General features: G+C 65.4%; 13 protein-coding genes and 1 pseudogene. 7 read left to right on the top strand and 7 right to left on the bottom strand.

The annotated features are described in order from the left end of the window. Positions 1-15: 15 nt before the first annotated feature. Positions 16-1,188: a hypothetical protein gene (locus AKJ09_RS22185; RefSeq protein WP_146649207.1), complete on the top strand. Its 1,173-nt coding sequence runs from the start codon at positions 16-18 to the stop codon at positions 1,186-1,188. A gap of 122 nt (positions 1,189-1,310) precedes the next feature. Further along, entirely contained in the window at positions 1,311-3,416 is a 2,106-nt protein-coding gene (locus tag AKJ09_RS22180) for a catalase (RefSeq protein ID WP_146655617.1), read from the top strand. 2 nt (positions 3,417-3,418) lie between these two features. Here the strand turns inward: AKJ09_RS22180 and AKJ09_RS53190 are convergent, their stop codons facing one another. From AKJ09_RS53190 to AKJ09_RS22165, 4 genes are all read right to left on the bottom strand, one after another. After that, the gene (locus AKJ09_RS53190) at positions 3,419-4,057 is read right to left on the bottom strand and encodes a phosphorylase family protein (protein WP_169927748.1); all 639 of its coding nucleotides are present in this window, start codon (positions 4,055-4,057) and stop codon (positions 3,419-3,421) included. A gap of 44 nt (positions 4,058-4,101) precedes the next feature. Then, positions 4,102-5,295: a choice-of-anchor L domain-containing protein gene (locus AKJ09_RS53185; protein WP_169927747.1), complete on the bottom strand. Its 1,194-nt coding sequence runs from the start codon at positions 5,293-5,295 to the stop codon at positions 4,102-4,104. A gap of 43 nt (positions 5,296-5,338) precedes the next feature. Then, positions 5,339-7,621, bottom strand: coding sequence for a Kelch repeat-containing protein (locus AKJ09_RS22170; protein ID WP_146649206.1), 2,283 nt, complete (start codon positions 7,619-7,621; stop codon positions 5,339-5,341). A gap of 71 nt (positions 7,622-7,692) precedes the next feature. Continuing rightward, on the bottom strand, positions 7,693-9,471 hold the full coding sequence (locus tag AKJ09_RS22165) for an IgGFc-binding protein (protein ID WP_146649205.1): 1,779 nt from the start codon (positions 9,469-9,471) through the stop codon (positions 7,693-7,695). 1,217 nt (positions 9,472-10,688) lie between these two features. Between AKJ09_RS22165 and AKJ09_RS22160 the strand changes: the two genes are divergently transcribed. Continuing rightward, the gene (locus AKJ09_RS22160) at positions 10,689-13,799 is read left to right on the top strand and encodes a carboxypeptidase-like regulatory domain-containing protein (RefSeq protein WP_146649204.1); all 3,111 of its coding nucleotides are present in this window, start codon (positions 10,689-10,691) and stop codon (positions 13,797-13,799) included. A gap of 107 nt (positions 13,800-13,906) precedes the next feature. Here AKJ09_RS22160 and AKJ09_RS22155 read toward each other — a convergent pair whose 3' ends face one another. Further along, positions 13,907-15,073: a cytochrome-c peroxidase gene (locus tag AKJ09_RS22155; RefSeq protein WP_146649203.1), complete on the bottom strand. Its 1,167-nt coding sequence runs from the start codon at positions 15,071-15,073 to the stop codon at positions 13,907-13,909. A gap of 131 nt (positions 15,074-15,204) precedes the next feature. On the opposite strand from AKJ09_RS22155, the gene AKJ09_RS22150 reads away from it, so the two are divergent. Further along, complete coding sequence (locus AKJ09_RS22150) at positions 15,205-16,359, top strand: D-alanine--D-alanine ligase family protein (protein WP_146649202.1); 1,155 nt, start codon at positions 15,205-15,207, stop codon at positions 16,357-16,359. A gap of 95 nt (positions 16,360-16,454) precedes the next feature. On the opposite strand, the gene AKJ09_RS22145 is transcribed toward AKJ09_RS22150, so the two are convergent. Together AKJ09_RS22145 and AKJ09_RS22140 are read right to left on the bottom strand one after the other, a co-directional pair. Next, a complete protein-coding gene (locus AKJ09_RS22145) occupies positions 16,455-19,541 on the bottom strand; it encodes a beta-propeller domain-containing protein (RefSeq protein ID WP_169927746.1) in 3,087 nt (1,028 codons plus the stop codon). A 250-nt stretch (positions 19,542-19,791) separates the two neighbouring features. Continuing rightward, positions 19,792-20,952, bottom strand: a complete 1,161-nt coding sequence (locus AKJ09_RS22140; RefSeq protein WP_146649200.1) for a glycoside hydrolase family 5 protein — start codon at positions 20,950-20,952, stop codon at positions 19,792-19,794. Positions 20,953-21,536: 584 nt separating this feature from the next. Here AKJ09_RS22140 and AKJ09_RS22135 point away from each other — a divergent pair. The 3 genes and pseudogenes from AKJ09_RS22135 to AKJ09_RS22125 all read left to right on the top strand — a co-directional run bounded on the left by AKJ09_RS22135 (position 21,537) and on the right by AKJ09_RS22125 (position 24,907). After that, on the top strand, positions 21,537-22,484 hold the full coding sequence (locus AKJ09_RS22135; RefSeq protein WP_146649199.1) for a hypothetical protein: 948 nt from the start codon (positions 21,537-21,539) through the stop codon (positions 22,482-22,484). A gap of 113 nt (positions 22,485-22,597) precedes the next feature. Further along, a pseudogene (locus AKJ09_RS56200) lies at positions 22,598-22,957 on the top strand (VOC family protein); the annotation flags it as partial. Between the two features lie 411 nt (positions 22,958-23,368). Further along, the gene (locus AKJ09_RS22125; protein WP_205633766.1) at positions 23,369-24,907 is read left to right on the top strand and encodes an aldehyde dehydrogenase family protein; all 1,539 of its coding nucleotides are present in this window, start codon (positions 23,369-23,371) and stop codon (positions 24,905-24,907) included. Position 24,908: the final 1 nt, after the last annotated feature.

The raw sequence follows: 24,908 nt of genomic DNA, 5'->3' as shown, positions 1-24,908 counted from the left end.
AGGTACGCTCTTGGCGTGCGTTGGCTCGCGGCCATCGGCGCGCTGAGCGTCCTTCCCTTCCTCACCGTCACGCTCACTGGCACGCGTGCCCATGCCGAGCCGCATGCGCCGGCAGCGCCCGATGCGCCGGACTCGCGCCTCGTCCGCGTGGTCATCGGGAGCGATCCAAACGCCAGCGCGACGGAAGCAACGCTCCGCGACCTGCTCGAACACCTGAACGCCGAGCCCTCGAAGCGCGTGGAGACCACGTTCGAGACAACGTCCGAGATCGACGCGCGAGCCATCACGAATCCGCCTGCGCAGCCCGCCCCTGCCTTTGCCCGTATCTGGCTCGACGTGCGTGGTGACGTGTGCGTCGTCTCCATCGCCGACACGTCCTGGGAGCGCATCTACGTGCGCCGCGTCGCGCTGAGCTCGGGCTTCGACGACGTCGCTCGCGAGCAGGTCGCGCACATCGTCGGCTCGGCCGTGGAGACGTTGCTGGCCGGCGGATCGATCGGCGTCGCGCGGCAGGAGCTCACCAAGCCTTCGCCATCGCCGTCGCCGCCAGCGAAAGTCACTCCTCCGAAGAATTTGCCCGCCACGCCGCCGGCGATCGTCGGTGAGGACAACCACTCCCACTTCGCAGCTCGGCTCGGTGCCGGCTACGAGGTGCTCGCCTTCTCCGCCGATCACGTGGCGCATGGCCCGTGGATTTCTCTCCGTGGTTCGCTGGTCCGCGGTCCGTGGCAGTTCGGTCTCGTGCTCACGGGCCAATGGCGGCTGCCGATATCGATCGACCAATCGCCAATCGGTCTTCGCCTCGACGACATCGCATTCCGTCCGATGCTCGATCTCGGGCGCGAGACGGACAGCCGGCTCACCCTACACTTCGGCGTAGGACTCGGCTTCGACGCGCTCGGTATCGATCCGCGCGGGGCGACCGTCCAAGCCGGACCAAACGGCGAGCCTGCCGTCACGGTCGAAGCGCGACGATCGCGCATCGCGCCCATCCTCCGAACATCCGTCGGCCTCGACGTTCGCATCACCCGCGGTGCGTCCATCGAGATTGCCGGAGTTCTCGATTACGACCCCGGCAATCGCTCCTACTTCGTTCAAGAAGGCGACAGGGCACGCAACCTCCTCGCGCCTTACGCGCTCCGGCCCGGCATCGCGCTGGGGCTCATCGCCGATCTCCTTCCGCAGTAATCACGCGACTGCGAAGCGCGGCGACGGAGCGACGCATTGCGTCCATCGCGCGTCGAGGTGTGAACTGGTCGACCCTTGCCGAAGACGTGGCTTCGCGCGAGATGGAGGAGGCGGGAAACGCGATGGGCTCGAAGAAGCGTGCAGCCAAGGCAGGTCGAAGTGGATCGTCGGACACGCTCGCCGGGAGCGGAGGTGAGCTCCATCAAACGGCGTCGTCGCGCGGCGTTCTTCTCACGACGAATCAGGGCATCGTCGTTTCCGACGACCAGAACTCCCTGCGCGTCGGCCCGCGAGGGCCTTCGCTCCTCGAGGACTTCGTCCTTCGCGAGAAGATTACGCACTTCGATCACGAGCGAATTCCCGAACGCATCGTGCACGCACGCGGGTCGGGCGCGCACGGCTACTTCCAGCCCTACAAATCGCTCTCCAAACTCACGCGCGCGGCATTTCTCCAGAATCCCAACAAGCGCACGCCCGTGTTCGTCCGATTCTCGACGGTCGCCGGCGGTGCGGGCTCGGTCGATCTCCCGCGCGACGTTCGCGGCTTCGCGGTCAAGTTCTACACCGAGGAAGGGAACTTCGACCTCGTCGGAAACAACATTCCGGTGTTCTTCATCCAGGACGCCATCAAGTTTCCCGATCTCATCCACTCGGTGAAGATGGAACCCGACCGGGGTTATCCGCAGGCAGGATCCGCGCACGACACGTTCTGGGACTTCGCCTCGCTGATGCCCGAGAGCATGCACATGCTCATGTGGGCCATGTCGGACCGCGCGATCCCGCGCTCGTTCCGGATGATGGAGGGCTTCGGCGTCCACACCTTCCGCTTCGTCGATTCCAAGGGCGCCTCGACGTTCGTAAAGTTCCATTGGCGACCGACCATCGGCTCGCAATCGGTGCTGTGGGACGAGGCCATGAAGATCAGCGGCGCCGATCCGGACTTCCACCGGCGGGATCTCTTCGAAGCAATCGAAGCGGGCGATTATCCGGAATTCGAATTCTGCATTCAGACCTTCGACGAAAAGACCGCCGCCAAGTTCCCCTTCGACATTCTCGACGCGACGAAGATCATTCCCGAAGAAGTCGTGCCACTCCAGCCCATCGGAAAGATGGTGCTCGACAAGAACGCGGAGAACTTCTTCGCGGAGACCGAGCAAGTGGCCTATCACCCGGGCAACCTCGTCCCGGGAATCGACGTCACGGACGATCCCCTCCTACAGGGAAGACTCTTCTCCTATCAGGACACGCAGCTCATCCGCCTCGGCGGCCCAAACTTCCACCAGATTCCCATCAACGCGCCGAAGTGCCCGATGCGGAATTTCCAGCGCGACGGCTTCATGCAGATGATGGTGCCGAAGGGCCGCGTCGCCTACGAGCCGAACAGCCTCGAGACGGGCGTACCGCGCGAGAGCCCCGCGGCCGGCTACGCCAGCTATCCCGCCAACGTCTCGGGCCCGAAGACGCGAACACGCTCGCCGAGCTTCGCCGACCACTACAGCCAGGCGCGCCTCTTCTGGCGCTCGATGTCGGAGCCGGAGCAACGGCACATCGTGGCCGCCTTCACCTTCGAGCTCGGCAAGGTGGAGACCGTCGCCGTGCGCCGGCGCATGCTCGGGCACCTCGCCAACATCGATGGCAAGCTGCATCGACGCGTCGAGCTCGCACTCGGAATGGAAGGTCAGGCCGAAGACATCGAGCCGGCCAAGGCGCCCATCGACATGAAACCGTCGCCCGCGCTGAGCATCGTCAAGAAGGCGAAGCTGACGCTGAAGGGCCGCAAGGTGGCGGTCATCGTGACCGACGGCTCCGACGCGTCGATGGTCGAGAAGATTCGTCAAGCCGTGGCGAAGGCCGGCGGCAGACTCGCCGTCGTGGCGCCGAAGATCGGAGGCATCAAACCGCGCAATGGCAAAGGGCTCACGCCCGATCACGCCCTCGCCGCTGCACCGTCGATCTTCTTCGATGCCGTGGTGCTCGCGCCATCCAGGGCCGGAGCGACAGCACTATCCAAAGACGCCGGAGCGGTCGACTTCGTGCGCGACGCCTATGGGCACCTCAAGGTCATCGGCGTCTTCGACGGCGGCGAAGCGTTGATCGAACAAGCACGCGTCGAGAAAGACGGCGGCGTCATTCGCCTCGAGGGCCCCAAAGGGATTGCCGCGTTCGTCGATGCGGCCAAGGCCGGACGCGTGTGGGCCCGCGAATCCAAGGTACGCGGGCCCATCTGAAGTCAGGCTGCGTTCATTCCCACGACGGCGCGGATGGCCACCTGCGCGGCCTTGGCCGACGCGCCGACGTGATTCGCTCGCCACTGCTCTCGCCCTCGTGAACCGACCACGTTCGCCACGCCGAGAACGACGCCCGCCACGACACCGGCCGCTGCGCACGCGCGCGCGAACGCGAACGCCTCGAGGTGTTCGACCGCACCGTTCGGATTCGGGTGTTTGCTCGCGGCCGCCGAAAGGTTCGTCGCGAGCGCGTCGTCGGTGGTGATTCCGAGCGTGTTGGCGATCTCCACGGACGTTGCTCCCGCCGCGACGATCGGCGGGGCGAGCGCGAGGCCGCATTCTTGGGGCAGCGGAGGAGGAAGCGCCGCGCGAGACTCGACGGACGGGCCGTCGAGCAGAATCGCGCGAGCGCCCGTCACGACATCGTTGATTGCCACTCCGCCGGCGAAGGCCCCGCACGTGCCGAGGAGAAGTGCATGCGTGGGCCGATGCTGGTGAATCGCGCGCGTCATGCCGATCGCCGCCTCGACGAGGCCGACGCCTATCGCGGCGACCTCGAGATTCGCGACGTTCGCGTCGCGCGCGAGCGAACGAAATTCGGTGAGCTCGGGTTCGAACGCGGCGACGACGAGGAGCTTCATTGGGCCCCTGTCGTCGCACGATCGGAGGCCGGCGAGAAGACCGTTCAGCGGATCTCGGACGGGGCCGTGCCACGGCGGTCGACGTCCGCCCAGGCAAACCGGTCGACCAGCACCGTCGAGTCGAGATTGCCGTCGGACGAATCCCAGATCGTGAAGCGAAGACGGATGGTCGTACCGCCCTGGACGGGAGCCCAGGTGGTCAGCCATCCCGTGGCCGCATGAGGCGCTGGCGAGTAGTCGTCGGACACGGTGTCGAAGCCCGTGCCTTTCAGCGAAGCGACGCCGAGAGGACAAGGGTAGTTGCGCCCATCGATTGTGCGCGGCTCGCAGACCTGCAAGAGCGCGTTGTTCACGCTGATGGGATTGCCGACCGCGTCGAACGCCACGTTGCCATCGGGGTACTCCGGCACTTTCGGGCTCATGTCGAGCACGTAGAAGTCGTTGTACTTGCTGCACACGTAGCCCGGGAACTCGAGCGTGAAGAAGTTCTGATCGACGTGGAACGACTTCACGTTCGTGGGAACGCGGATCTCGAGCTCGAGGCCCGCGCCATCGTTCGCCTGTCCCGAAACGGTGCCCGGGCACGCCGGAGATTCCTTCGGATAGCCCTCGGGGACACCGCTCTTGTAGCCTTTTCGATAGCCGAGCAAGTCGTGATAGCCCGGCATGTCGGGCGTACGCGCCGAGCCGCTCGACAGCGCGAGGAGCGTCTTGCCGTCGAGCGGCGTGTTCGCGCCGAACGCTGTCATGATGCCGTGCGAGAGCGGATCCGTTTCGGGCGTTCCGTCCGGCTTGACGTACTTCGCAGAGATCACTCCCCACGTCTTCGGTTTGCCGTTCGCGTCGAGCGACGCCCATCTGCACAGGCCCAGCGCCCGTACCGCCGCGGCGGCATCGGGATCGTCGAGCGCCGCACCGACGTCGCAACCTTTCGGCTCGTCGTCCGGCACGCCGGAGCAGTCCTCGTCGATCCCGTTTCCGTCGTAGTCGTACGCGCCCGGGTTGAAGGCTTTGCGGCAATCGTCGCAGTCGCCTTCGGCTTCGGAATATCCGTCACCGTCGTCGTCGATACCGTTCTGGAGCCGACACGTCGTCGGATCGGCGTCGAGATCGTCGCCGAACCCAGGCGCCGCCGCATCGGGCGTTTGCGTGACCGCGTCACTGCCACCAAGCGCACACGCCGCGAGGAGAGCGGCAGAGACGAGAGGAATTGCGGAGAGCCGAAGAAGGTGCTGCATGGCTCGATGGGTAGAACGAGGGAAGATAATTCTCAATCAGGCATCAGTTGGTGAACCAATATCGACCGATATAGGCCGAGCCTCGGTTCGCCGTAAACGTGAAGCTGCCGCCAACCCACAGGTTGTCCTTGGCCGAGACGAGCACGTTGACTGCATCGGCCGCTCCGCCGCTCAGGTCGGACCACGTCGTCCCGCTCCATTTCGCGACGCTCGCAACGGTTGTCCCCGCTCCCCCGTCCGGCGACGTGCCGACGAGATCGAACACGCCGCCGACGTAGAGGTCGCTTTCGTGCACCGTCAACGCTTGGACGTAGCCGGGGAAGCCGCCCTTGGAATGAACGCCGCCCCCGATCGCCGTCCACCTCGTTCCGTCCCATGATGCAAGGCCTTCGACGGGCTCGCTGCCGGACGTGATGAAGGAGCCACCGATCGTTAGTTTGCCATCATACGAGGTCATCGCGTGTACGCTGTCGTCGACGCCCGGTCCGAGAGCGCTCCACTTGGTGCCTTCCCAGACGGCAACGTGCAGCAACTCGGTCGCTCCCGAGTGAGTAAACCCGCCTCCCGCATAGAGCTTGCCGTCGCTTCCGAAGGCGAGAGCTTGGACGTCATTGTCGAAACCATCACCGAGCGGCGACCACTGGTGGCCATCCCATTTGGCAACGTGATTGACGACCGTCGCGCCTGCTTTGGAGAAGCTGCCACCGGCGTAGAGCGCTCCATCCGGCCCAACAACGAGTGCGGTAACGTCCGAGTCGAAGCCCGAGCCGACCCCCGACCACGTCGCTCCGTTCCACTGCGCGATGTACGGCAACACGACCGTGCCGCTGTAAGTGAACGCCCCGCCAACGTAGACCGTATTGCCCGCGGCGGCGACGGCGTACGCCGGCCCATCGAGACCGAACCCAAGCGGTTTCCACGCATCGTTCTGGAGCCGACCGACGTGCGAGGTAGCCACGTCTCCGCCGGCAAACTCGAACTCACCGACGACGTAGAGCGAACCGTCCGTCGCCTCGGCCATCCCGTGCACACTGGCGTTGACGCCGAGACGCTTGGCCTTCGGGTCGTCGACGGGATTCCACTGATTGCCGTCCCAACGCGCGACGCCAACGGCAATACGGCCACCGATGAGCGAGAAGCCTCCGCCCACGTAGATCTCACCGCCTTGATCTTTCGCCAGGACCGACGCCGGCACCGAGATTCCTGGGTCAAAACCGCCCGACGACCCAAAGACGCCGTCGTTGAGCGACGACCAGCGATTCTGGGTCGTATCGAACATGGCAACGCCACTGGCCTTCTGGCCAGCCACGAATCGGACTTCACCAGCGATGTAAATCTTGTCCCCGTCGACCTCCACATCGCGGATCTCGCCTGCGCCGACACCTTCGACGCCTCCGCCGATGAGCTGCCACGTCGCTCCATTCCATCGCGCAAGGCTTCCCGCTGAACTCTCCCAGTCGAGGTTGAATCGACCGGCGGCGACGAGGTCACCGTTCTGCTCGACGATGTCCATGATCTCGCCGTTCGCCTGAGGGCCAAATGCCTTTGGGACCCACGAGCCACCTTCCAGGCACTGCAGACCGACGCCGTCGCCGCCAATTAACCCGCCGACGCAAGGCTTCCCGCCCACGAGCCGAATCACGCCGACGTTGCTTGTCACGCCCGGGAATGCACTCCAGGTCGTGCCGTCGAACTTGGCCACGTAGGGAGCGTCGGTAGCGCCGACCTTCGAGAACCATCCGGCGGCGTAGATCGTCCCGTCTGGTGCAACGTCGAGCGACTTGACCCAACCGTCGAACGACGCCACCTCACTCCAGGTGGTCTTGTTCCACTTGAAGAGTTTGTAGACCGTGGCGTCGTTTTCGAAGACGGGCACCGTTGCGATCAGCTCACCGGTCGGCAGAGCAGCCATGACGTCGACGCTGTCCGGCAGACCGTTACCGATCGAGAGCCACTGATTGCCATTCCAAAACGCCACGAACTTCACCGGCACCGAACCGGCCTGCTCGAAGGTGCCGGCAAGTGCGATCTGGCGATTCGCCACGCGTGCGATCGATGTCACCGTCGGGTGAATGCGCCCCGCCACACCAGGTAGCGAGAACGACGGATCCCAGCCCTGCTCGTGCGGGCCTGCTTCGTACGGCGCGTCCGACGCAGCGTCGGGCACCGAGGCATCTCCTTCCTGCGGGCGGCCCGAATCCGGCGATTGGGCGTCGGGCGAATCCGGATCGAATCCGTTCGACTCCGAATTGCTGCAACCGGCAGGCAGCGCAGCAAGGGAGAGCATCGCAGCGGAAGCAACGGCAAGGACGAGGAAGCGGCGCATGGACGTGAACCCTCCTGAGACGAGACGCGAGACGAAGAGCGGGGCGCGAGACGAAGCCGAATCGCGCAGAACTAATTGACGGGCGGGCCGACGACGACGTCGTTGATGGGCGTCACGCGTTCTCCCGCCGGGTACGCGTAGCTGACGTCACACGTGTAATCCTGTTTCGGCGTGTCTTCGTTGCAGACGCCGCCCGAGGTCTCGGGGGTTCCCCACCCCCAAACGGACAATCCGAACTTGCCTTTCGACGACATCGAATGAACGCCGTTGTCACATTCGCCCTGCGCCTCGAAGTCGTGGCGCACGAGGTCGACACGAGTGACCTGGTAGTCGGCGCCGAGCGGCGTCCAGTCCTTCAGCACGCCATAGCAATCCAGCGAGACGTCTTCGAACACCTCTCCGTGCTTTTGCCGAACGACGGTGAGGTTGGTCTCGGGGTACGTAGGGTCGGTGAAGAAGACGTATGAATCGAGGTATTGCGCTGGTGAGATGACACGAACGAAATCGGGATCGCCGTATTCGTCGTAATTCTGTCCGCCGGTCATGTAGCCGAAGAGCATGAACGGATGGTTCTTGTCCTGGCTCTTCACCACGAACGGGCCGTCGGCGTTGAACTCGGCGAATCCGCCGATGTCGAGCTTCGGCGGCCCCGCCACGGTCGGCGGGTCGTAGGTTAGCTGCGTTCCGTTGGCCGCGCCCACGACGCGCCAGAGATACGTCTCGGGCTTGTCCGTTTTGCGCGGGCGATGGGGAACGGCAACGTATTCGTTACCAAGCGCGCGCACGGGCGGAATCTGCTGCTCGGCGTGATCGCAATAGCCAACGCCCTCGGGCACGTCCATGCATTGATGGCCGCCGAAGACGCCGATCTTCTTGTCCGACGAAATCGGGCTTCCGGTCAGCTCCGCCGATTGGCTGAATTGCAGCACTTCGCCTTTGTTCAAGACGTACGAGACCGGCTTGCCGGCCGTGCCCGAAGGAATGATGCCCTCGAGGCCCTTGATGTCGACGCGCGGCAGGATCTGAATCGTGGTCTTGTCCTCGACGGCCACGATGTCCATCGAGGGCAACCTGCCGCTGTCCTTGTACGCGTTGACGGCAACGTAGTTCGTGCCCCACACGCTCGTCGGCAAGAGCAGGGAGGCGCCCGTCATCGCGGCGTTGCCGCCTCCATAAGGAAGCATCTGGAACGCCACGACGGGTACGTCGCTCTGGACATGGAACGCGTTGCCGAGGCCCGTCCCCTTGACCCACGCGCCCGTCGACAGAGGCGCCGGCACCGGGCACTTCACGTCGCCGAAGTTCGCGAGGAAGAGGATCGCGACCTCACCCGGGAGAAGACCCCGCGCGGGATCGTACGGCAGGTACTCGAGCGACCGGCCGTGGCCCGACGGCAGCTTGGCGTACCGAGCGAGGTCGATGTCTTTGCCGAGCAGGCTCGCTTGAAGATGCGCCGGCGCGCTGAAGGTGTTCGTCACGAACGCGGCGAAACAAGCGCCGATGCCCTCCGGCGCGGCGATGTCCATCATCACCGCGTAGTAGTCGCAACCGACCGACGCCTGCCCCACCTCGGCACGCTCGCAGGCGTTCACACACTTGGCATCGACACACTCTTCGGCCGGACCGCACGCCGTCGCGTTCTCGGGGCGGCAGCTGCTGAGGACCGAGCGCTTGTCGTCACTGCAGACCGCAGGACAGAACCCCGGGTCGATGATTCCGGCCTCGGGCGAGGCCGGCGTATCGATCGTACCGAGGAGCTCGTCGCCGTTCGTGGCGCACGCTGCGCCCACGAGAACGGACGAGAACGCAAAGGCTCCCCAAGCTACGGCGACCGACAGCTTCGACGACATCACAGGCTCCTGGAAGGCACTCTCCAAGGCGCCCCGCACCGTGCGGGACGGGCAAGCGGCATCCAGTGTGCGTGACGCGCGAGAATCGATCATGCGACGCGAAGAAAAAGTGAGCGACGGCTGAGGCCCGAGAAAGTCGGGGGCTTCGCATGGACGAGCTCGTCGGTGAGGGCCTGGCGAAGTCGACATCCGTGCAGAGCACATGCATGGGCGGTCCTCGGCGGGCGCGTTCATCGCTCGCGCTTCGGTGCGCTCGAGCAACGCGAACGCGAGAGCGAGAGCGAGGCGGAGAAGCGCCGATGCGCGGTCTAGAGCGCGCGGGGCGGGCTCTCTGCCCCGTCCTCACTCAGGACGAACGCGACGGGGGCATGGGCGCGGCGCGCGCGAGCGGCCCCCATTGGCGCGATGACCCAGTCGTGCCTGCTGTCCGGTCGGGCTCGGGCTCGGGCGCCGAGCCGAGGGTCGAATGGATCCGATGAAGGCGCCAGCCCACATGCTCACATGCTCTCGTGCCCAGCTGACCGAACGACGCCTACATCAGTAAGCGGATGCGAGCTCACGCGCGGGCGCCGGTGCCGGGGCCGGCGCCGCGAACGAGGAGCGGTGGCGGAACCCGCCGTAGGAACCGCAAAGCGTGTGCGGCGAGCTCGTCTTATCGCGAACCTGCGAATGCGCGTCCGGATTCGCACGCCGCCCAGCGAACGCCCAATCGAGGCGAGGAGAGCGAGACGCGAAGGAGAAAAGAGGGTGAGGAGCAGGCGTCAGACGAGCGAGGTGCCAAGGCGAGTTGCCAAGCCAGATGCCAAGGCGAGATGCCAAGACAGATGCCAAGGCGAGATGCCAAGACAGATGCAAGCGAGTTGCAAAACGACACGCCTGCCGAGAGCGGTCCTCAGGCAGCCGCTTCTCCCATGGACGTCAGTGTCTTTCCATCGAGCCACGTGGGTGTGGCGACCGCGCGACCGCGGGACCACGCGACCGTCACCAGAGCGAGTTGTCGCGGACGCTGCAGACGACAAGCGCGCTGCGGAAAGCAAACGCCAGGAAGAATCGCTCGCGAAGGCCCTCCATGAAGTGGACATGGGAGCGGGATCGAATACTCTCGATACTAGCTACTCTGCGCGCATTGTTGCTTTCGTCCGAATTTGAAACGCGCGAGTCGCCAAGTGTCGTGAGTCCGAATGGGTCGCGGGTTGGCGCCCGGAGGGAGGAAACCAATGCGTTTCACAGGCCGCATGTTGGCGGTGTCCGTCGTCGTGTCAGGCGGGTTGATCTTCGCCTGCGGATCGAGCGGGGACGACAGCACGTTTGGAAATGGGTCGCAAACCGGCGACGAAGCCGGCACGAATACGCAACAGCCCGGACCGGGCCCGCTCATCGGCGATGACGCATCGACGGATCCGACAGGCACGTGCAAGCCGAAGACGTGTGCCGACCTGGGCGCAAACTGCGGCCCGATCGGTGACGGATGCGGAAACGTCGTTCAATGCGGAGCGTGTAGCGGCGCCGACGAGACGTGCGGTGGTGGCGGAACGCCGAGCGTCTGCGGGAAGCCTCCTTGCACGAAGCTGACGTGCGCCGACCTCGGTGCCAATTGCGGTGCCGCAGGCGACGGTTGCGGAGGCGTGATTCCCTCGTGCGGAACGTGCGACGCGACGAAGGGGGAAATCTGCGGAGGCGGCGGCGCGAGCAAGTGTGGGTTGGGCGGCGGTGGCGGCGACGCGGGCGACGACGGCGGTGTCGTCTGCACACCGAAGACGTGCACCGACGTCGGCGCAAACTGCGGTCCTGTCTCCGACGGTTGCGGCGGCCTCATCAACTGCGGGACGTGCGACGCGACGAAGGGTGAAACCTGCGGTGGCGCCGGCGTACCCAGCGTCTGCGGGAAAGCCTGCAAGCCTCTCACGGCATGCCCCGCGGGTTTGAACTGCGGGCCCATCGCCGACGGCTGCGGAGGCATCATCAGCTGCGGAGGCGCCTGTGCAGGTGCCGACACGTGTGGCGGCGGCGGCACCGCGAACGTTTGCGGAACGAACACCACGTGCACGGGGCTCTGTCCGCAGCAAACCACCTGCGCTGGCGGCGGAACCACGAGCATCAGCGGAACGGTCACGTCCCCGAACGGCGTCCTGCCGATCTACGGCGCGACCGTCTACGTGCCCAATGCCCCCGTGAAGCCATTCACCACCGGCGTCACGTGTGAGCAGTGTGGGGCGGCGACGGCGGGCGTGGCGCTCGTGACGACCACCACCGGGCCGGACGGCAAGTTCCTCTTGCCGAACGTACCGGTCAGCAGCACGGCACCCGGCAAGACCAACGAGATTCCCGTCGTCATCCAGCTCGGACGCTGGCGCAAGCAGTTCACCGTCGTCACGAGCGCCTGTACGAACACGCCGGTCGATGCGTTGAAGACCCGGCTGCCGAAGAACAAGACGGAGGGCGACATTCCGCTCACCGCCATCTCGACCGGCAACGTCGACGGCCTCGAATGTGTCTTCCGCAAGATCGGCATCGAGGACTCCGAGTTCACGAATCCGTCCGGCAACGGCCGAATCAGGCTCTATCAGGACAACGGCGCCGTCATCACGAAGTCCTCGGGCTTGTGCAGCGGCTCCGGCGAATCGTGCAGCAACTATGGAGGGAGCTGCGGGAACCGCTGCAGTGGCAACGGCACCAGCTGCAAGAGCGCGGGCTCGACTTGCGCGACCACCTGCAGCATGTCGGGCACCACCTGCACGGCGCCCGGTACGACCTGCGGGAACCGATGCAGCAGCAACGGCACCAGCTGCACGACGTTCGGAGCGAGCTGCGATAGCGGCAAAGGCACCTGTGGCAGCCCGGGCCGATGCACGACCACCGACAACCGCTGCTCCAACATCGGTGGAACCTGCGACGGCGCCGGCACCTGCGTGGCGGAGCTCCGATGCAGCAGCAACGGGAATCGCTGCAACGCAAGCCAGGCCCCGGGAGCATCGTGTGACAGCGGCAACGGCACGTGCGGTGTCGACGCGTGCGTCGCCGGCGGAACCTGCACGAGCGCGGGTACGTGCAACCAACAGGCAGGCACTCCCGCCGCGAACACCCTCTACAACGATCCGAACGAGCTCGCGAAGTACGACATGACGCTCTTCGAGTGCGTCGGAGGCCGTCAGGACAAGTCGGTCACGCAACAGCAGAACGTGCGCGAGTACGCGAACAAGGGCGGACGCGTCTACGCCACGCACTTCAGCTACGTCTGGCTCTACAACACGGGCGCTGCTCCCTGGAACTCGACAGCGTCGTGGGGCGCCGATCAGGCTTCGTGGCCGGCGGCGACCGCAACCCTCGACACGTCGTTCGGCAAGGGCCAAGCCTTCGCGCAGTGGCTCAACATCGTCGGCGGATTGCTCTCGCCGCTGCCGGCGGGTGCGCCGCCGTGGACCCCCGCTCCTCAGATCACCATCAACGAAGCGCGACACGACGTGGACAGTCCCATCACGTCGCCCGCCCAGCGCTGGCTCTACACGACGACGGCGAGCTCGCCGAACGTCTCGAGCGTCCAGCACTACACGTTCAACACCGACTGGACGAAGCCCGCGGACCAGCAATGTGGTCGCGTGCTCTTCAGCGACTTCCACGTGACGACGGGCTCGAACACCAACAACGTCGTCTTCCCGGCCGAGTGTGACAACAACCCGCTCACCACGCAGGAGAAGGTTCTCGCCTTCATGCTCTTCGACCTCGCCTCGTGCGTGTCGACGGGCGCTCCCCCGACGACTTGCAAGGCGAAGACGTGCGCCGAGCAGGGCGTCGAATGCGGCCAGGCTGGTGACGGTTGTGGCAACGTCATCACCTGCCCGGACTGCACCGGGGGCATGACCTGCGGTGGCGGCGGTATGCCGAGCAAGTGCGGTTCGCCTGCCTGCACGAAGAAGACGTGCGCCGCTGGCCAGTGCGGAAAGATGGGCGACGGATGCGGAGGCACCCTCGATTGCGGTACGTGCAATACCGGCACGTGCGGTGGTGGAGGAACGCCCAACAAGTGCGGAGCGGGCGCGTGCACGCCCGGCGTCTGCCCGACGCCCGCCGCGGGCTCGGTCTGCGGCCCCGTGGCCGACGGCTGTGGTGGCCTTATCACCCCCGCCTGCGCTTGCCCGGCAGGCCTGCAGTGCATCAACGGCAAGTGCGGAACGCCCTCGTGTACGCCTCGCACGTGCGCCCAGGCGGGCGCGAACTGCGGTCAGGTCGCCGACGGTTGCGGAGACATCCTCAACTGCGGAACCTGCCTCTCTCCGCAAACCTGCGGCGGTGGCGGTCTCGCCAACGTCTGCGGTGGCGGCGTGAACTAATCGCGCACACGAACACGAACACGAACACGAACACGAAATGAGAAAAGGCCTCGATGCCGTGCAGGCGTCGAGGCCTCTTCGCTTTGTCGACGTCTAGAGCCGACGACTCAGTTGGGGTCGGCCTTCGGCGTCTTCGCGGTGCTCTTCGGAAGCGTGGGCTTCTCGATCTTCGGGAGCTCGCCGGTGAGGCTCTTGAGGAAGGCGACGATGTTCTTCACGTCGTCCGCCGAGAGCTCTTTGCCGAGCTGATGCCGCGCCATGAGGGTGACGGCCTCGTCGAGCGTCTTGACCGAGCCATCGTGGAAGTAAGGCGCCGTCTTCTCGACGTTGCGGAGCGACGGAACCTTGAAGAAGAAGCGATCCGCCTCGTCCTTGGACGCGTCGAAGCGGCCGTTGTCCTTCAGCTCCGTCGGCCACGCCTTGGCCTGACCGAGCTTCTTGAAGTCGCGACCACCGACCGCCGCACCTGCGTGGCAGGTGTTGCATCCGACGTCGAGGAACTTCGCGAGACCCGCCTTCTCTTCGTCCGTGAGGGCGCTGTCGTCGCCACCGAGGTACTTGTCCCAGCGCGAGGGCGTGACGAGCGTGCGCTCGAAAGCGCCGATCGCCTTGCCGACGTTCGTGTACGTGATCGGGTCCTTGTCCGCCGGGAACGCCTTCTTGAAGGCGGCGTCGTATTCCGGCATCGACTTGAGCACCTCGAGGACGGCCTTGTCGCTCGCCATGCTCATCTCGACCGGGTTGAGGATCGGGCCGAGGGCTTGCGCCTCGACGTCCTTCGCGCGGCCGTCCCAGAACTGAGCGACGTGGAGCGCTGCGTTGTAGACCGTCGGCGAGTTACGCGCGCCAAGCTGGCCCTTGTGGCCCGGGCTCGTGGGCTTGTTGTCCACGCCGTACGTGTCGAGGCCGTGGCAGGTATTGCAGCTGATGGCCTGGCCCTTCGAGATGCGGTTCTCGAAATAGAGCTGCTTGCCGAGCGCGATCTGGTCGTCCGTGATGGGCGCCGTGGGCGAGACCATGCGGGCCGGGAGCACGGAGAACGCGGCGAGGAGCGAGCGATCGACGGTGGCCGCAGGCTTCGGTGCAGGCGTCGCTTCCTTGGGCGTCGCGGACTGCGCCGAGGAGACGGGCGCAGGCGGCGTCTCCTTCTTCTGTTCACAGCCACTCAGGAACGCGAGGGTCGCGCCGAGCGTGACGGTGGCAGCGAGCCCTAGACTGTGCCCGAGACATTGGCGAAGTCCCCCGACGGACAGAACGGATCGTGAGCGGATCATTGCCGCGGGACTCTAGCCGCCGGGGTTTGCCATGCCAACTCCGAGCAAAACGTCGCGGAAAACGACGGCGGCCGGGCCATTCGAAGATTCCGCGATTCCACCTCCCTGGCTCTGCGGTTAGGGTTTCCCCGATGTCTGCCCCGGCTCATGGCTCCAAAAGCGTCGACGGCCTCGACGGTCTTCTCCGCGTGGGAGTCCTCTTCGGAGGGCGGTCTGCCGAGCACGAGATCTCGATTTTGTCGGCCCGCAACGTCATTGCCGCGCTCGACCGAACGCGCTTCGTGCCTGTTCCGATCGGCATCGACCGCGACGGTACGTGGAGGATCGAGAGCGAGAAGCGTCTCGAAGGTCTGCTGGCGGACCCGCGTCACGTTCATCTCGACACGTCGGCACCGGTGGTGACGCTCGAACCGCATCCCCGCGGCGGAAAGCTCGTCGCGCGCGAGCCCGCGCACGCATCGCTCTTCGGTTCGATCGACGTGGTCTTCCCGGTGCTCCACGGCCCCGGTGGCGAAGACGGCACGGTGCAGGGTCTGCTCGATCTGGCCGACCTCCCTTACGTGGGCGCGGGCCTCCTCGGCTCGGCCATCGGCATGGACAAGGACGTGACGAAGCGCCTGCTCCGCGATGCGGGCATCCCGGTGGCGCGCTTCGTGGTCCTTCGCAAGTTCGACTTCGAGCGCGATCCCGGGACCGCCGCCGAGAAGGCCGCTTCGCTCGGGTTCCCGTGTTTCACGAAGCCGGCCAACCTCGGTTCGTCGGTGGGCGTTCGTCGTGTAGCCTCGCGGGCCGAGCTTCATGAAGCTCTGGCCTACGCGTTCGATTTCGACACGAAGGTGATCGTCGAGGAAGCGGTGGTGGGCCGCGAGATCGAGTGCTCCGTTCTGGGCAACGACGAGCCGATTGCGTCGGGCGTGGGCGAGATCGTCGTGGAGCATCCCGCTGGCTTCTACTCGTACGACGCGAAATACGTCGACGAGGCGGGAGCGCGCCTGGTGATTCCCGCCGAACTGTCCGCCCTGGTGCTCGCCAATGTTCGCGACACCGCCGTTCGCGTCTTCCAGGTCCTCGAATGCGCGGGCCTCGCGCGCGTCGACTTCTTCCTTCGCAAAGACGGCACGCTGCTCGTGAACGAGATCAACACGCTCCCCGGCTTCACCCGCATTTCGATGTATCCCAAGCTCTGGGAGGTCGCCGGCATCGAGCGCACGGAGCTCGTGAGCCGCCTCGTCGATCTCGCCATCGAACGCCACCGCGCGAAGACGAACCTGGTCCACGCCCGCTGACGATCAGCGCGAGCGCCGCTCGAAGGTTCCCCGAGAAAAGCAAAACGCCCGGAGCTCCGAAGAGCGCCGAGCGTCATGCGTGGCTGGAACTGGGCTCAGAAGTGGACGGTCTGCAGGCCCCACTCACCGAGCGAGCAGATCGCGCGGTCCTGTCCGAGAAGAACGTACGAGGTGTAGCCCCAGCCGCGAAGGTTCTGCTCCGAGAGCTTCGTCGGCACCGGCGTCGCCGTGTCGTAGATGGCGAGGCCTCCCTGCGTGTAGAGGGCGATCTTGGTGCCGTTCGCCGCGAGGGGCCACTGCGCATCGCCGGTCATCTGGCTGACGATGCTGAGCTGGCCGGCGCGAATGCCACCGATCGCCCACAAGCCACCGTCTTCGAGGATCGGCGGAGGCAAGTACGTGCCGTCGCTCGAGGCGTACGACTTCGAGTAGTCGTAGCGTGCGTAGCGCGTCACGTAGATGCGGTCATCGGCGATTCGAACGCCACCGAAGTTCTGCGACGGCGGATTGAAGGTCTGGCGCAGCGTGACCTTCGTGTTCTGGATGTCCGACAGCTTGAGCGAGCGGTCGACGAGGATGCAGTCGTTCGTGCTGTAATCGAAGTAGGCGCGCCACCCGAGAACGGTCTGGCACGACTGCCAGTCCGGCGTCTTCGTGCGCGTCGCCTTGTAGTCGGTGGTCACCATGCGATGCGAAGGCTGGTCGGTGAGCACCAGAGAGCCCGGCGTGTTGATCGACGAAAGCTGGACGGGCGCACTACCGTTGAGGTCGATGCGGTCGACGAAGAAGCGAACCTTGTCGGGGTTCTTCGACGACTGATTCCAGCGCGACGTCATCACCACGCCGTCGATGACGTGGAGCGGCGACGAACCGAGGCTGTCGGCGAGCTCGATCGGCGCGTGGACGACGGGCGCCGTCATGTTCGCGAAATCGGCGACGTGGAGCTTGCGATGAACCTTCACCGAGTAGGTGGTGCCCTTCGGGCCCGGAGACGGAATCCATTCGTTGTCGACTTCGATGAAGGCGAGCTTCGAACCGAGCTGGACGATCGCCTCGCCGGTACCGACGAGCGAGCCCGACATGCCGCCGTAGTACGAATAGAACGCGTAGTCGTCCCAGAATCCCTCGCCGTACCAGCCGTAGTAGCCGCCCGACGTGTCGTGGGACGTCAACACCATCTCGGACTTGCCCACGATGACCGGCTGGGCGGGATTCGAGACGTCGATGGCGGCGATGACGATCTTACCGCCTCGCGTGTTCCCTTCGTAGGTATAAACCGGAACACTGAGATAAACGGTATTGCCATTCGCGAAGAGCCGCGCCTGATACCAGGACGTCCAGCCACTGCCGTTGCACATCCACGAGCCGGGCGTGGCAAGCGAGGCGAGCGATACCTTGCCCGACGTATCGGAGTCATCGGCATTCGCCTTCGGCGTGAGCGAGAGCATCACCTCGCCCGACCACCAATCGCTCGAGATGCTCGCGATGCTGTTGCCCACTTCCACCGTACGGTAGGCGGGGTTCGACATGTCGAGCTCGTTCTTCTTCACGGGGTTGTCGCGCGCCGTGATGTCGAAGCTCGTGACGTTGCGGTCGGAGACGGCGAGCATGCGGCCGTTCGCGAGAAATGCGCGACGCGGAAGCCCGTACTGCGGAGCGAGCCCGCGCTTCGTCAGGTGATCGTGCGAATAGTCGATGAGCTGGATCCCGCTCGCCGGCTGCGCGCAATTGTTTCCATCCCAGCGGCCGTAGCTCGCGAACGGAACGAGGATGAGGCCGTCGCCGTCGAGCACGCTGACGGACTTGTGGATGCGGTCCTGGTCTTCCGCGAAGCTTCCCCAACCGGCGCCGAACGACACGCGCTCGAGCATCGTGGGCTTCGTCAGATCCGTGACGTCGAAGAGCGATACGGCGAGGTTCGCCTGGCTCGCCGCCGTGTCGTCGTAGCCGAAGCCGATGAGGCGATCGCCACGGGGCTCCATGTGGAGGACCCACCCCGGCATCACGAGCTCTCCGGCCTGGACGGGATGCGCGGGATCGGCGAGATCGATGGTGAAGAGCGGGTCTTTCTGCTCGGCCGTGATGGCGTAGCCGCGCGTGCCGTCGAAACGAACGCTGCGGAGCGACTCGGGCTTGGGAAGATGAAGCTCGGTTCGGCCGAGGGGCGTAATCGAGCTCGCACTGTTGACCGTGAAGGTCTGCACGAGCGGATTGACGGAGTTGTTGGGGCCCCACCAGCCGTTGCCGAACTGGCTCACGACGCGAAGCACGCCGTTGAACTCGTCCATCTGCCAGCGGCTGTTGATCTGACCGGCCACAGGCACGTCGGCGCCCTTCACGAGGTGACCGCCCGGATCGGTGATGTCGACCACCTGGATGACCGACTGGCCGTTGGCAGAGCCCTGCGTCCAGTTCCACTCCGGGCCTGCAATGTAGAGGCGCTGGTTCGTGGCGGTGACGCTGCGCTTCCAGCTCGAGTAGTTGGCGTTCGGCGAGCTGAAGGCGAGCTGATCGACGCGGCCGATGCCGGCCCCGGCGATGTTGAACGACGTGACGACCGTGGAGGGCTTCGTGCTGCAGCTCCAGCAGTAGCCGTTCTCGTAGGTCACGAGGTAGAGCGCGTCGCCGACGGCGCGAGAGTCGGCGATGCTGCCGGGCACGTCGTAGTGCGCGAACTCCGAGATGGCGGCCGGGTTCGTCACGTCGAGCGCGACGATCTCGCTCGACTGCACCCATTGGCCGTAGGGGTTGCCGTCAGCCACCACGTAGCGGCCGAAGTCGTTCAGCATCACGTAAGCGCGGCCATTGCGGACGTACATCTCGAAGGGCATGCCTTCGGTCCGCTTGCGACCGAGCACCTTCATGTGATCGGGGTCGGTGATGTCGACGACCGCAAGGCCGCCGTAACGCGAGAGCGCATAGAGGCGATTCCCGTCCTGCTTGATGATGTCGGCTTCTTCGACCGTGCGCGCAGCATCGCTCGGATCGTTCGACGCGCCTGCGGAGGCGTTCGGAGGCGCGGCCGTGTCCCCGCCCGCGGCGCCGGTGGCACCTCCGCGTGTCGCTGCCGACTGACCGCTCGGGTCGTCCGATTCGAAGCCGTTGTCGATCTCGTCGACCGCCCCGGTCGGGCCCCCACCGTCGCCGCTACCGCAGCCTACGGCGAACTGAGAAGCGCCCATGACGGACAGCGAAAGAAGCCAACCAAGTCGGGTACGCGCGAGGAGCATGCACGGCGCTACAGCAAGGACAATGCCCGAGCTTTCGCCTGGATTTTCGCGTGATGCCAGGCGTGCCACGTGTGCCACGTCGGGCATCACGATCAGGAGGGATCCGTGCCGGATCGACAAATGCGAACACCCCTCGCCTCGAAGACCGAGGGAGGGGTGCCGCGTTGCGATTGGCGTCGGAGCTGGTCTCGACGCGTCGCAGCTACTGCTGCTGCGCGAACAGATACGGCTTGATGACCGACATCTGCGGGCGGTCCTGATTGTTCTGCGGCTCGAGGCTGAACACGTAGTTGCCCCAGTTCGGACCGGCGGCCCACCAGAGCCAGCCGCTGATCACGTCGGAGTTCGCGTTCATGTAGTTCAGCATGTCGGTGACCGCGGCGTTGCACGTCGCGTCGTTACGACCGGCGAACTCGCCGACGAAGCCCTTCTTGTGGTTCGTGCGGAGCCAATCGACCCAGCCCTTGAGGCGCTCACTGCCGATCGTCGGGCTGACGCACGCGCCCGAGCCACCACCCGAGTTCGCGTCGAGGTACTGGTGAACCTCGAAGAGGCTGTTGTCGAGCGGGTCGTTGATCTGGAGCATCGCCGTGGCGTTCGACTGATCGCCCCCGTCGTTCCAGCTGTGCGCGCCCGTCCAGTTGTTGCCCGGGACGATGATGGTGTTGGCCGCGCCCGCACCACGGATGGCCTGGATGGCCGCGTTCGCCGCGTCGACCCACTCGTTCATCGGAATGTCGTGGGGCTCGTTGACGAGGTTGAACATGATGTTCGGGTTACCCGCGTACTTCGTCGCGAGGCGCTTCCAAAGGTCGGCGAACACCGAGCTCGGCATCGACGCCGAGCCGACGGTCTTGCCGTAGTAGCGCGCGAAGTTGTGCGGATTGAGGATGACGTGCGCGCCCTTGGAGGCGGCGTAGTTCACGACCGCGTCGAGCTTGTTCGCGTACGTGGCATCGAACTCACCGTTGGCCTGGGGCTGGAGGCGCTCCCACTTGAAGCCAAAACGGAAGGTGTTCATGCCCTTCGACATGAAGTAGTCGACCTCTTCGTTGGTCGTGAAGTGGTAGTCCTGACCTTCCACGCCCGGGACGGGATCGCCGAACTCGGCGCCCGCGAGGTTGACGCCGCGGAAGGGCATCGGTCCCGCCGGGATGTCCGGACCTTGAGCCGTGGGGTCGAGCGTCTCGGCGACCTTCGTCGCGCCCGGCGTCCCCGTGTTGCCGTTCGCGCCGGCCGTCGGCACCGCTTCGGAAGCTTGCGAATCGCCAGCGCCGGCCCCGCAGGCCAGCAAGGTCATGGCGGAGAGAGCGAGACAGGTGCGCTTCACGTTGCGGATTCGGCGGTGGGTAAGGAACTTCATACTTCGAGGCTCGTTTCGGGTTTGGGTTGGGTGACGAGCAGACGTCACCCGCCGGCCGCGCAAGGGCGCAACCGTGGATGGCTTCTTGCTCGCGTCCGCTCGCACACCCCACCGAGAGACGAGTCTCTCGACGATTCGTGCGCGGTCGGACGGGATCAGATCAACGCAACCGGCGAAGCCTGATCGGGATGGGCGTCGTTTCGAAAACGGCGACCCGCGATCTCCGCGAAGCACTCAGACTCGCGGACACGACGATGGAAGAGCGGCTGGTGAAGTCGACGTTCCGTCATCGTGAGGTGCGCAGCATGTTGCGCAGGCGCCGATTCGGAAAGCGCGAGCACTCATTTAGGAGGGACAATGGAGACACGACGAGCACATGATCGCTCACGCGTCTTCGCCCGGCCGTACGAAGCGTGGAACGCCTTCGAAATAGGCCCCGCGTATGGTCGTTGGCTCGAGCATGAAACGACCTCGGATCAGCGCACCAGCGTGCCGGCAATCACCCACTCGTCCTACACGGGTGCACGATGAACGCAGCACGCCACGCTCGCCGAGCGCGATGCATCGACTACGCTTCCGCAGCGATGTCTCGGAAGCCTCTCGCCGCCCTCCTCTTCTTCGTCGGCATCCCGGCCGCCACGTTGCTCGCTTGCTCCTCCAACTCTGGCGGCGGCAAGAGCTGCACGGCCATCGGTTGTGCGGACGGCGCTACCCTGTCGGCGCACTTGCAGATGCCGGTCGACGCCTTCGGTACATTGCAGGTGAAGGCGTGCTGGAACGGCTACTGCGGGACAGGCTCGGTCGACCAGGAGAAGGACGCCGGATCGGGAGAACCTCTCCCAACCCTCTTTCAGCTCCAAGGAGGCTCGCTGTACGGAACGGTTCACCGAGTGGACGAGGGCAGCGGCTGGACGCGCCTCGACGTGTCCGTCCGGCCCGCTGCAGAGACGAAAGACGGTGACCGGTACACCCTCACCGTCACCGACGCGCAGGGCGCTGTGCTTTTCGATGTCGAACGCATCACGACCTACTCACGCTCGTACCCCAATGGTCCCGACTGCGACGAGCGGGCATGCATGAACGCAACGCATGCGCTCTACAGTGAATCGGCGAACGGACTCGCGTGTACCGGTAACACGTGCGACGCCGGCGCCATCATTCGCCAGTCCGTCGCCGTCGACGCGGCCCTCACCGAGGTGAACGTCGTCGCCTGCCGCAACGACGCGTGCTGGCCGACCACCGTCGTCGGGCTGCCCTCCGGTAAGGGCGCCTCGAGCACGCGGATGACGACGCCCCCCGGCAGCATCGCCGTGACGCGCCCGGCCCCGGACCGCGCCGACTTCGAGGTGAGGGTTCAGGGCGAGACTGCTGCACTCATCGACGGAGATCGGTACCGGCTCACCGTCACCGACGGACGCACTCAGAAGGTCCTCGCCAACATCGATCGACAGGTGACGTACGAGGCGACCTTCCCCAACGGTCAGGCTTGCGACGCCCACCCCTGTCGCATCGCTCGAATCGAAGGACCGTAACGGTCTCGCCACGCGTCGAACGGCCTGGAATCGACGCTCGAACGCGAAGGGCACGGGAGCTGCTTCGCGAGGACTCCGACTTGCCACTGGAGGCACTCGTGAAACAAACAGCCATCGTTGCACTCGATCACATCAGCGTTCCCGTTCGCGATCTGAAGACCGCGCGCTCGTTCTACAAGGCCGCTCTCGGCGCGTTGGGAATGAAGATCAACATGGAGGTCGACGACGCCTTCGGCATGGGCTCGAAGAAGGAGAAGATCTTCTGGCTCGTGCGCGACAAGAAGGCCACGGGCGACGGCCACTATGCCCTTCGCGTGGACAGCCGCGATGAGGTCAACGCGTTCTACGCCGCGGCCATTCGCGCGGGCGGCAAGAACAACGGCAAGCCCGGCCTACGCCCGAACTACGGCCCGAACTACTACGCCGCGTTCGTCACCGACCGCGAAGGCAACAACATCGAAGTCGTCTGCTACGCCAACGTACGTTCGCTCGGAAAAACCAACGGCAGCTCACGGCGTGTGACGGGACGGCCGGCCAAGCGAGCCATGGCCTCGAGGCAGCGCGCCTCGGCCGCCGCCAAACGTACCGGCAGCACGTCGTCGCGCTCGACTTCCGGAACGAAGCGCTCGTCCGGCGTGCGTCGCGCGGCCAAACGTCGTTCGCATTCCAAGAGCTCACGTCGTCGTTGAGGCAGGAGCGAGCCGAGCGCTGTATGGCTGCGCCCGATCGCGGCCGAGGCGCTTCGCCCCGGGCCTGCGAACAAGCGATCAAAAGCGACCGCGAGACGACGGGATTGGCCTTTCAGGTCCCTTTGGTCCCGTCGCCTCGCGGATGGCGACCGAATGGCGCGGACGTTGCCGCCTCGGACGGCGAGGTTCAACGTCATGCAACCGCAGCCGCGTCATGCCACCGACAAGAGCGCGAGCAAGGCCAGCCGAGAGAGAGCCGGGGCCAAGCATGGCCCGCCCTCTCCTTATGAGGGGTTCGGCGCGATGCCGATTGCCGGAGCTTGGCGCCCCGGTCGAATGGGGAAGATTGGGGAGGACCGCGACCCGTATACGAACGAGCTCCTGGTCGAGATTCCACTCGCCAGCGTGAAAGACGTCGACGACGCGTATCGCTCTGCCAAGCGAATGCAGCGCCAGTGGGCCTCGGCGCTGCCTCAAGAGCGTCGTGAAGTGCTCTCGAAGGCGGCGAAGATCTTCGCACGACGCAAAGACGAGATCGTCGATTGGCTCGTCCGTGAGGCGGGCAGCACGCTCATCAAAGCGAACCTCGAGTTCGAGCTCGCGAGGCAGAGCATAGTCGAGGCCTCGAGCTATCCGCTGCATGTCGAGGGGCGAATCCTGCCTGCAGGAGCACCGGGCAAAGAGAGCCGCATCTATCGGCTCCCGATCGGCGTCGTGGGCGTGATCAGCCCCTGGAACTTCCCCTTGCAGCTGTCGATGCGCTCGGTGGCTCCCGCGCTCGCGCTCGGCAACGCCGTGGTCCTCAAGCCGGCCACCGAAACGCCGGTGAGCGGCGGCCTGCTCATTGCCAAGATCTACGAAGAAGCAGGCCTCCCCGCAGGGGTTCTGAGTGTGATCGTCGGGCAAGGCTCGGACGTGGGCGACGCGATGGTCGAACACCCGATTCCGCGCGCCATCTCGTTCACGGGCAGCACGACGGTCGGGCGCCGAATCGGCGAGAAAGCCGGGCGCGCCGTCAAACGCGTGTGCCTCGAGCTGGGAGGTAACGGTCCCCTCGTGGTGCTCGACGACGCCGATCTCGATCGCGCTGTCGACGCAGCCATCGCCGGGAAGTTCCTCCATCAAGGCCAGATCTGCATGGCGGTCAACCGCATCGTCGTCGACGCCTCGCAGTACGACGCCTTCCTCGACCGCTTCGTCGAGCGCGTGGTCTCGCTCAAGGTCGGCGACCCTGCCCTCGAGGGCACGGTCATCGGGCCGCTCATCAACCAGAAGCAGCTGACCCACGTGCAGAAGCTCGTGGCCGACACGATTGCCGAAGGCGCGCGACTGCTCGTGCGGGGCCAACCCAAAGGGCTGGTGATGCCGCCCGTGGTCCTCGCCGACGTCACCAACGACATGCCGGCGGCGCGCGAAGAAATCTTCGGCCCCGTCGCCCCCGTCATCCGTGTGGAAGACGAGGATGAGGCTCTTCGCGTCGCGAACGACACCGAATACGGACTATCCGCCGCCGTCTTCACACGCGACATCGAACGCGGAGTCCGATTTGCGGAGCGTCTCGAGAGCGGCATGGTCCACGTCAACGACTCGCCGGTGAACGACGAGCCGAATACGGCCTTCGGCGGAGAGAAGGCATCGGGCCTCGGTCGCTTCGGCGGCGAATGGGCAATTGCCGAGTTCACCACGGATCGCTGGATATCCGTGCAACACGAGCCCAGGAAGTATTGGTTCTAGA

It is taken from the genome of Labilithrix luteola, from assembly GCF_001263205.1.
In the GTDB taxonomy this organism is placed as follows: Bacteria; Myxococcota_A; Polyangia; order Polyangiales; family Polyangiaceae; genus Labilithrix; species Labilithrix luteola.
Note: the sequence above shows the minus strand (reverse complement) of the source record. Positions and strands in the feature narration are given on the sequence as shown.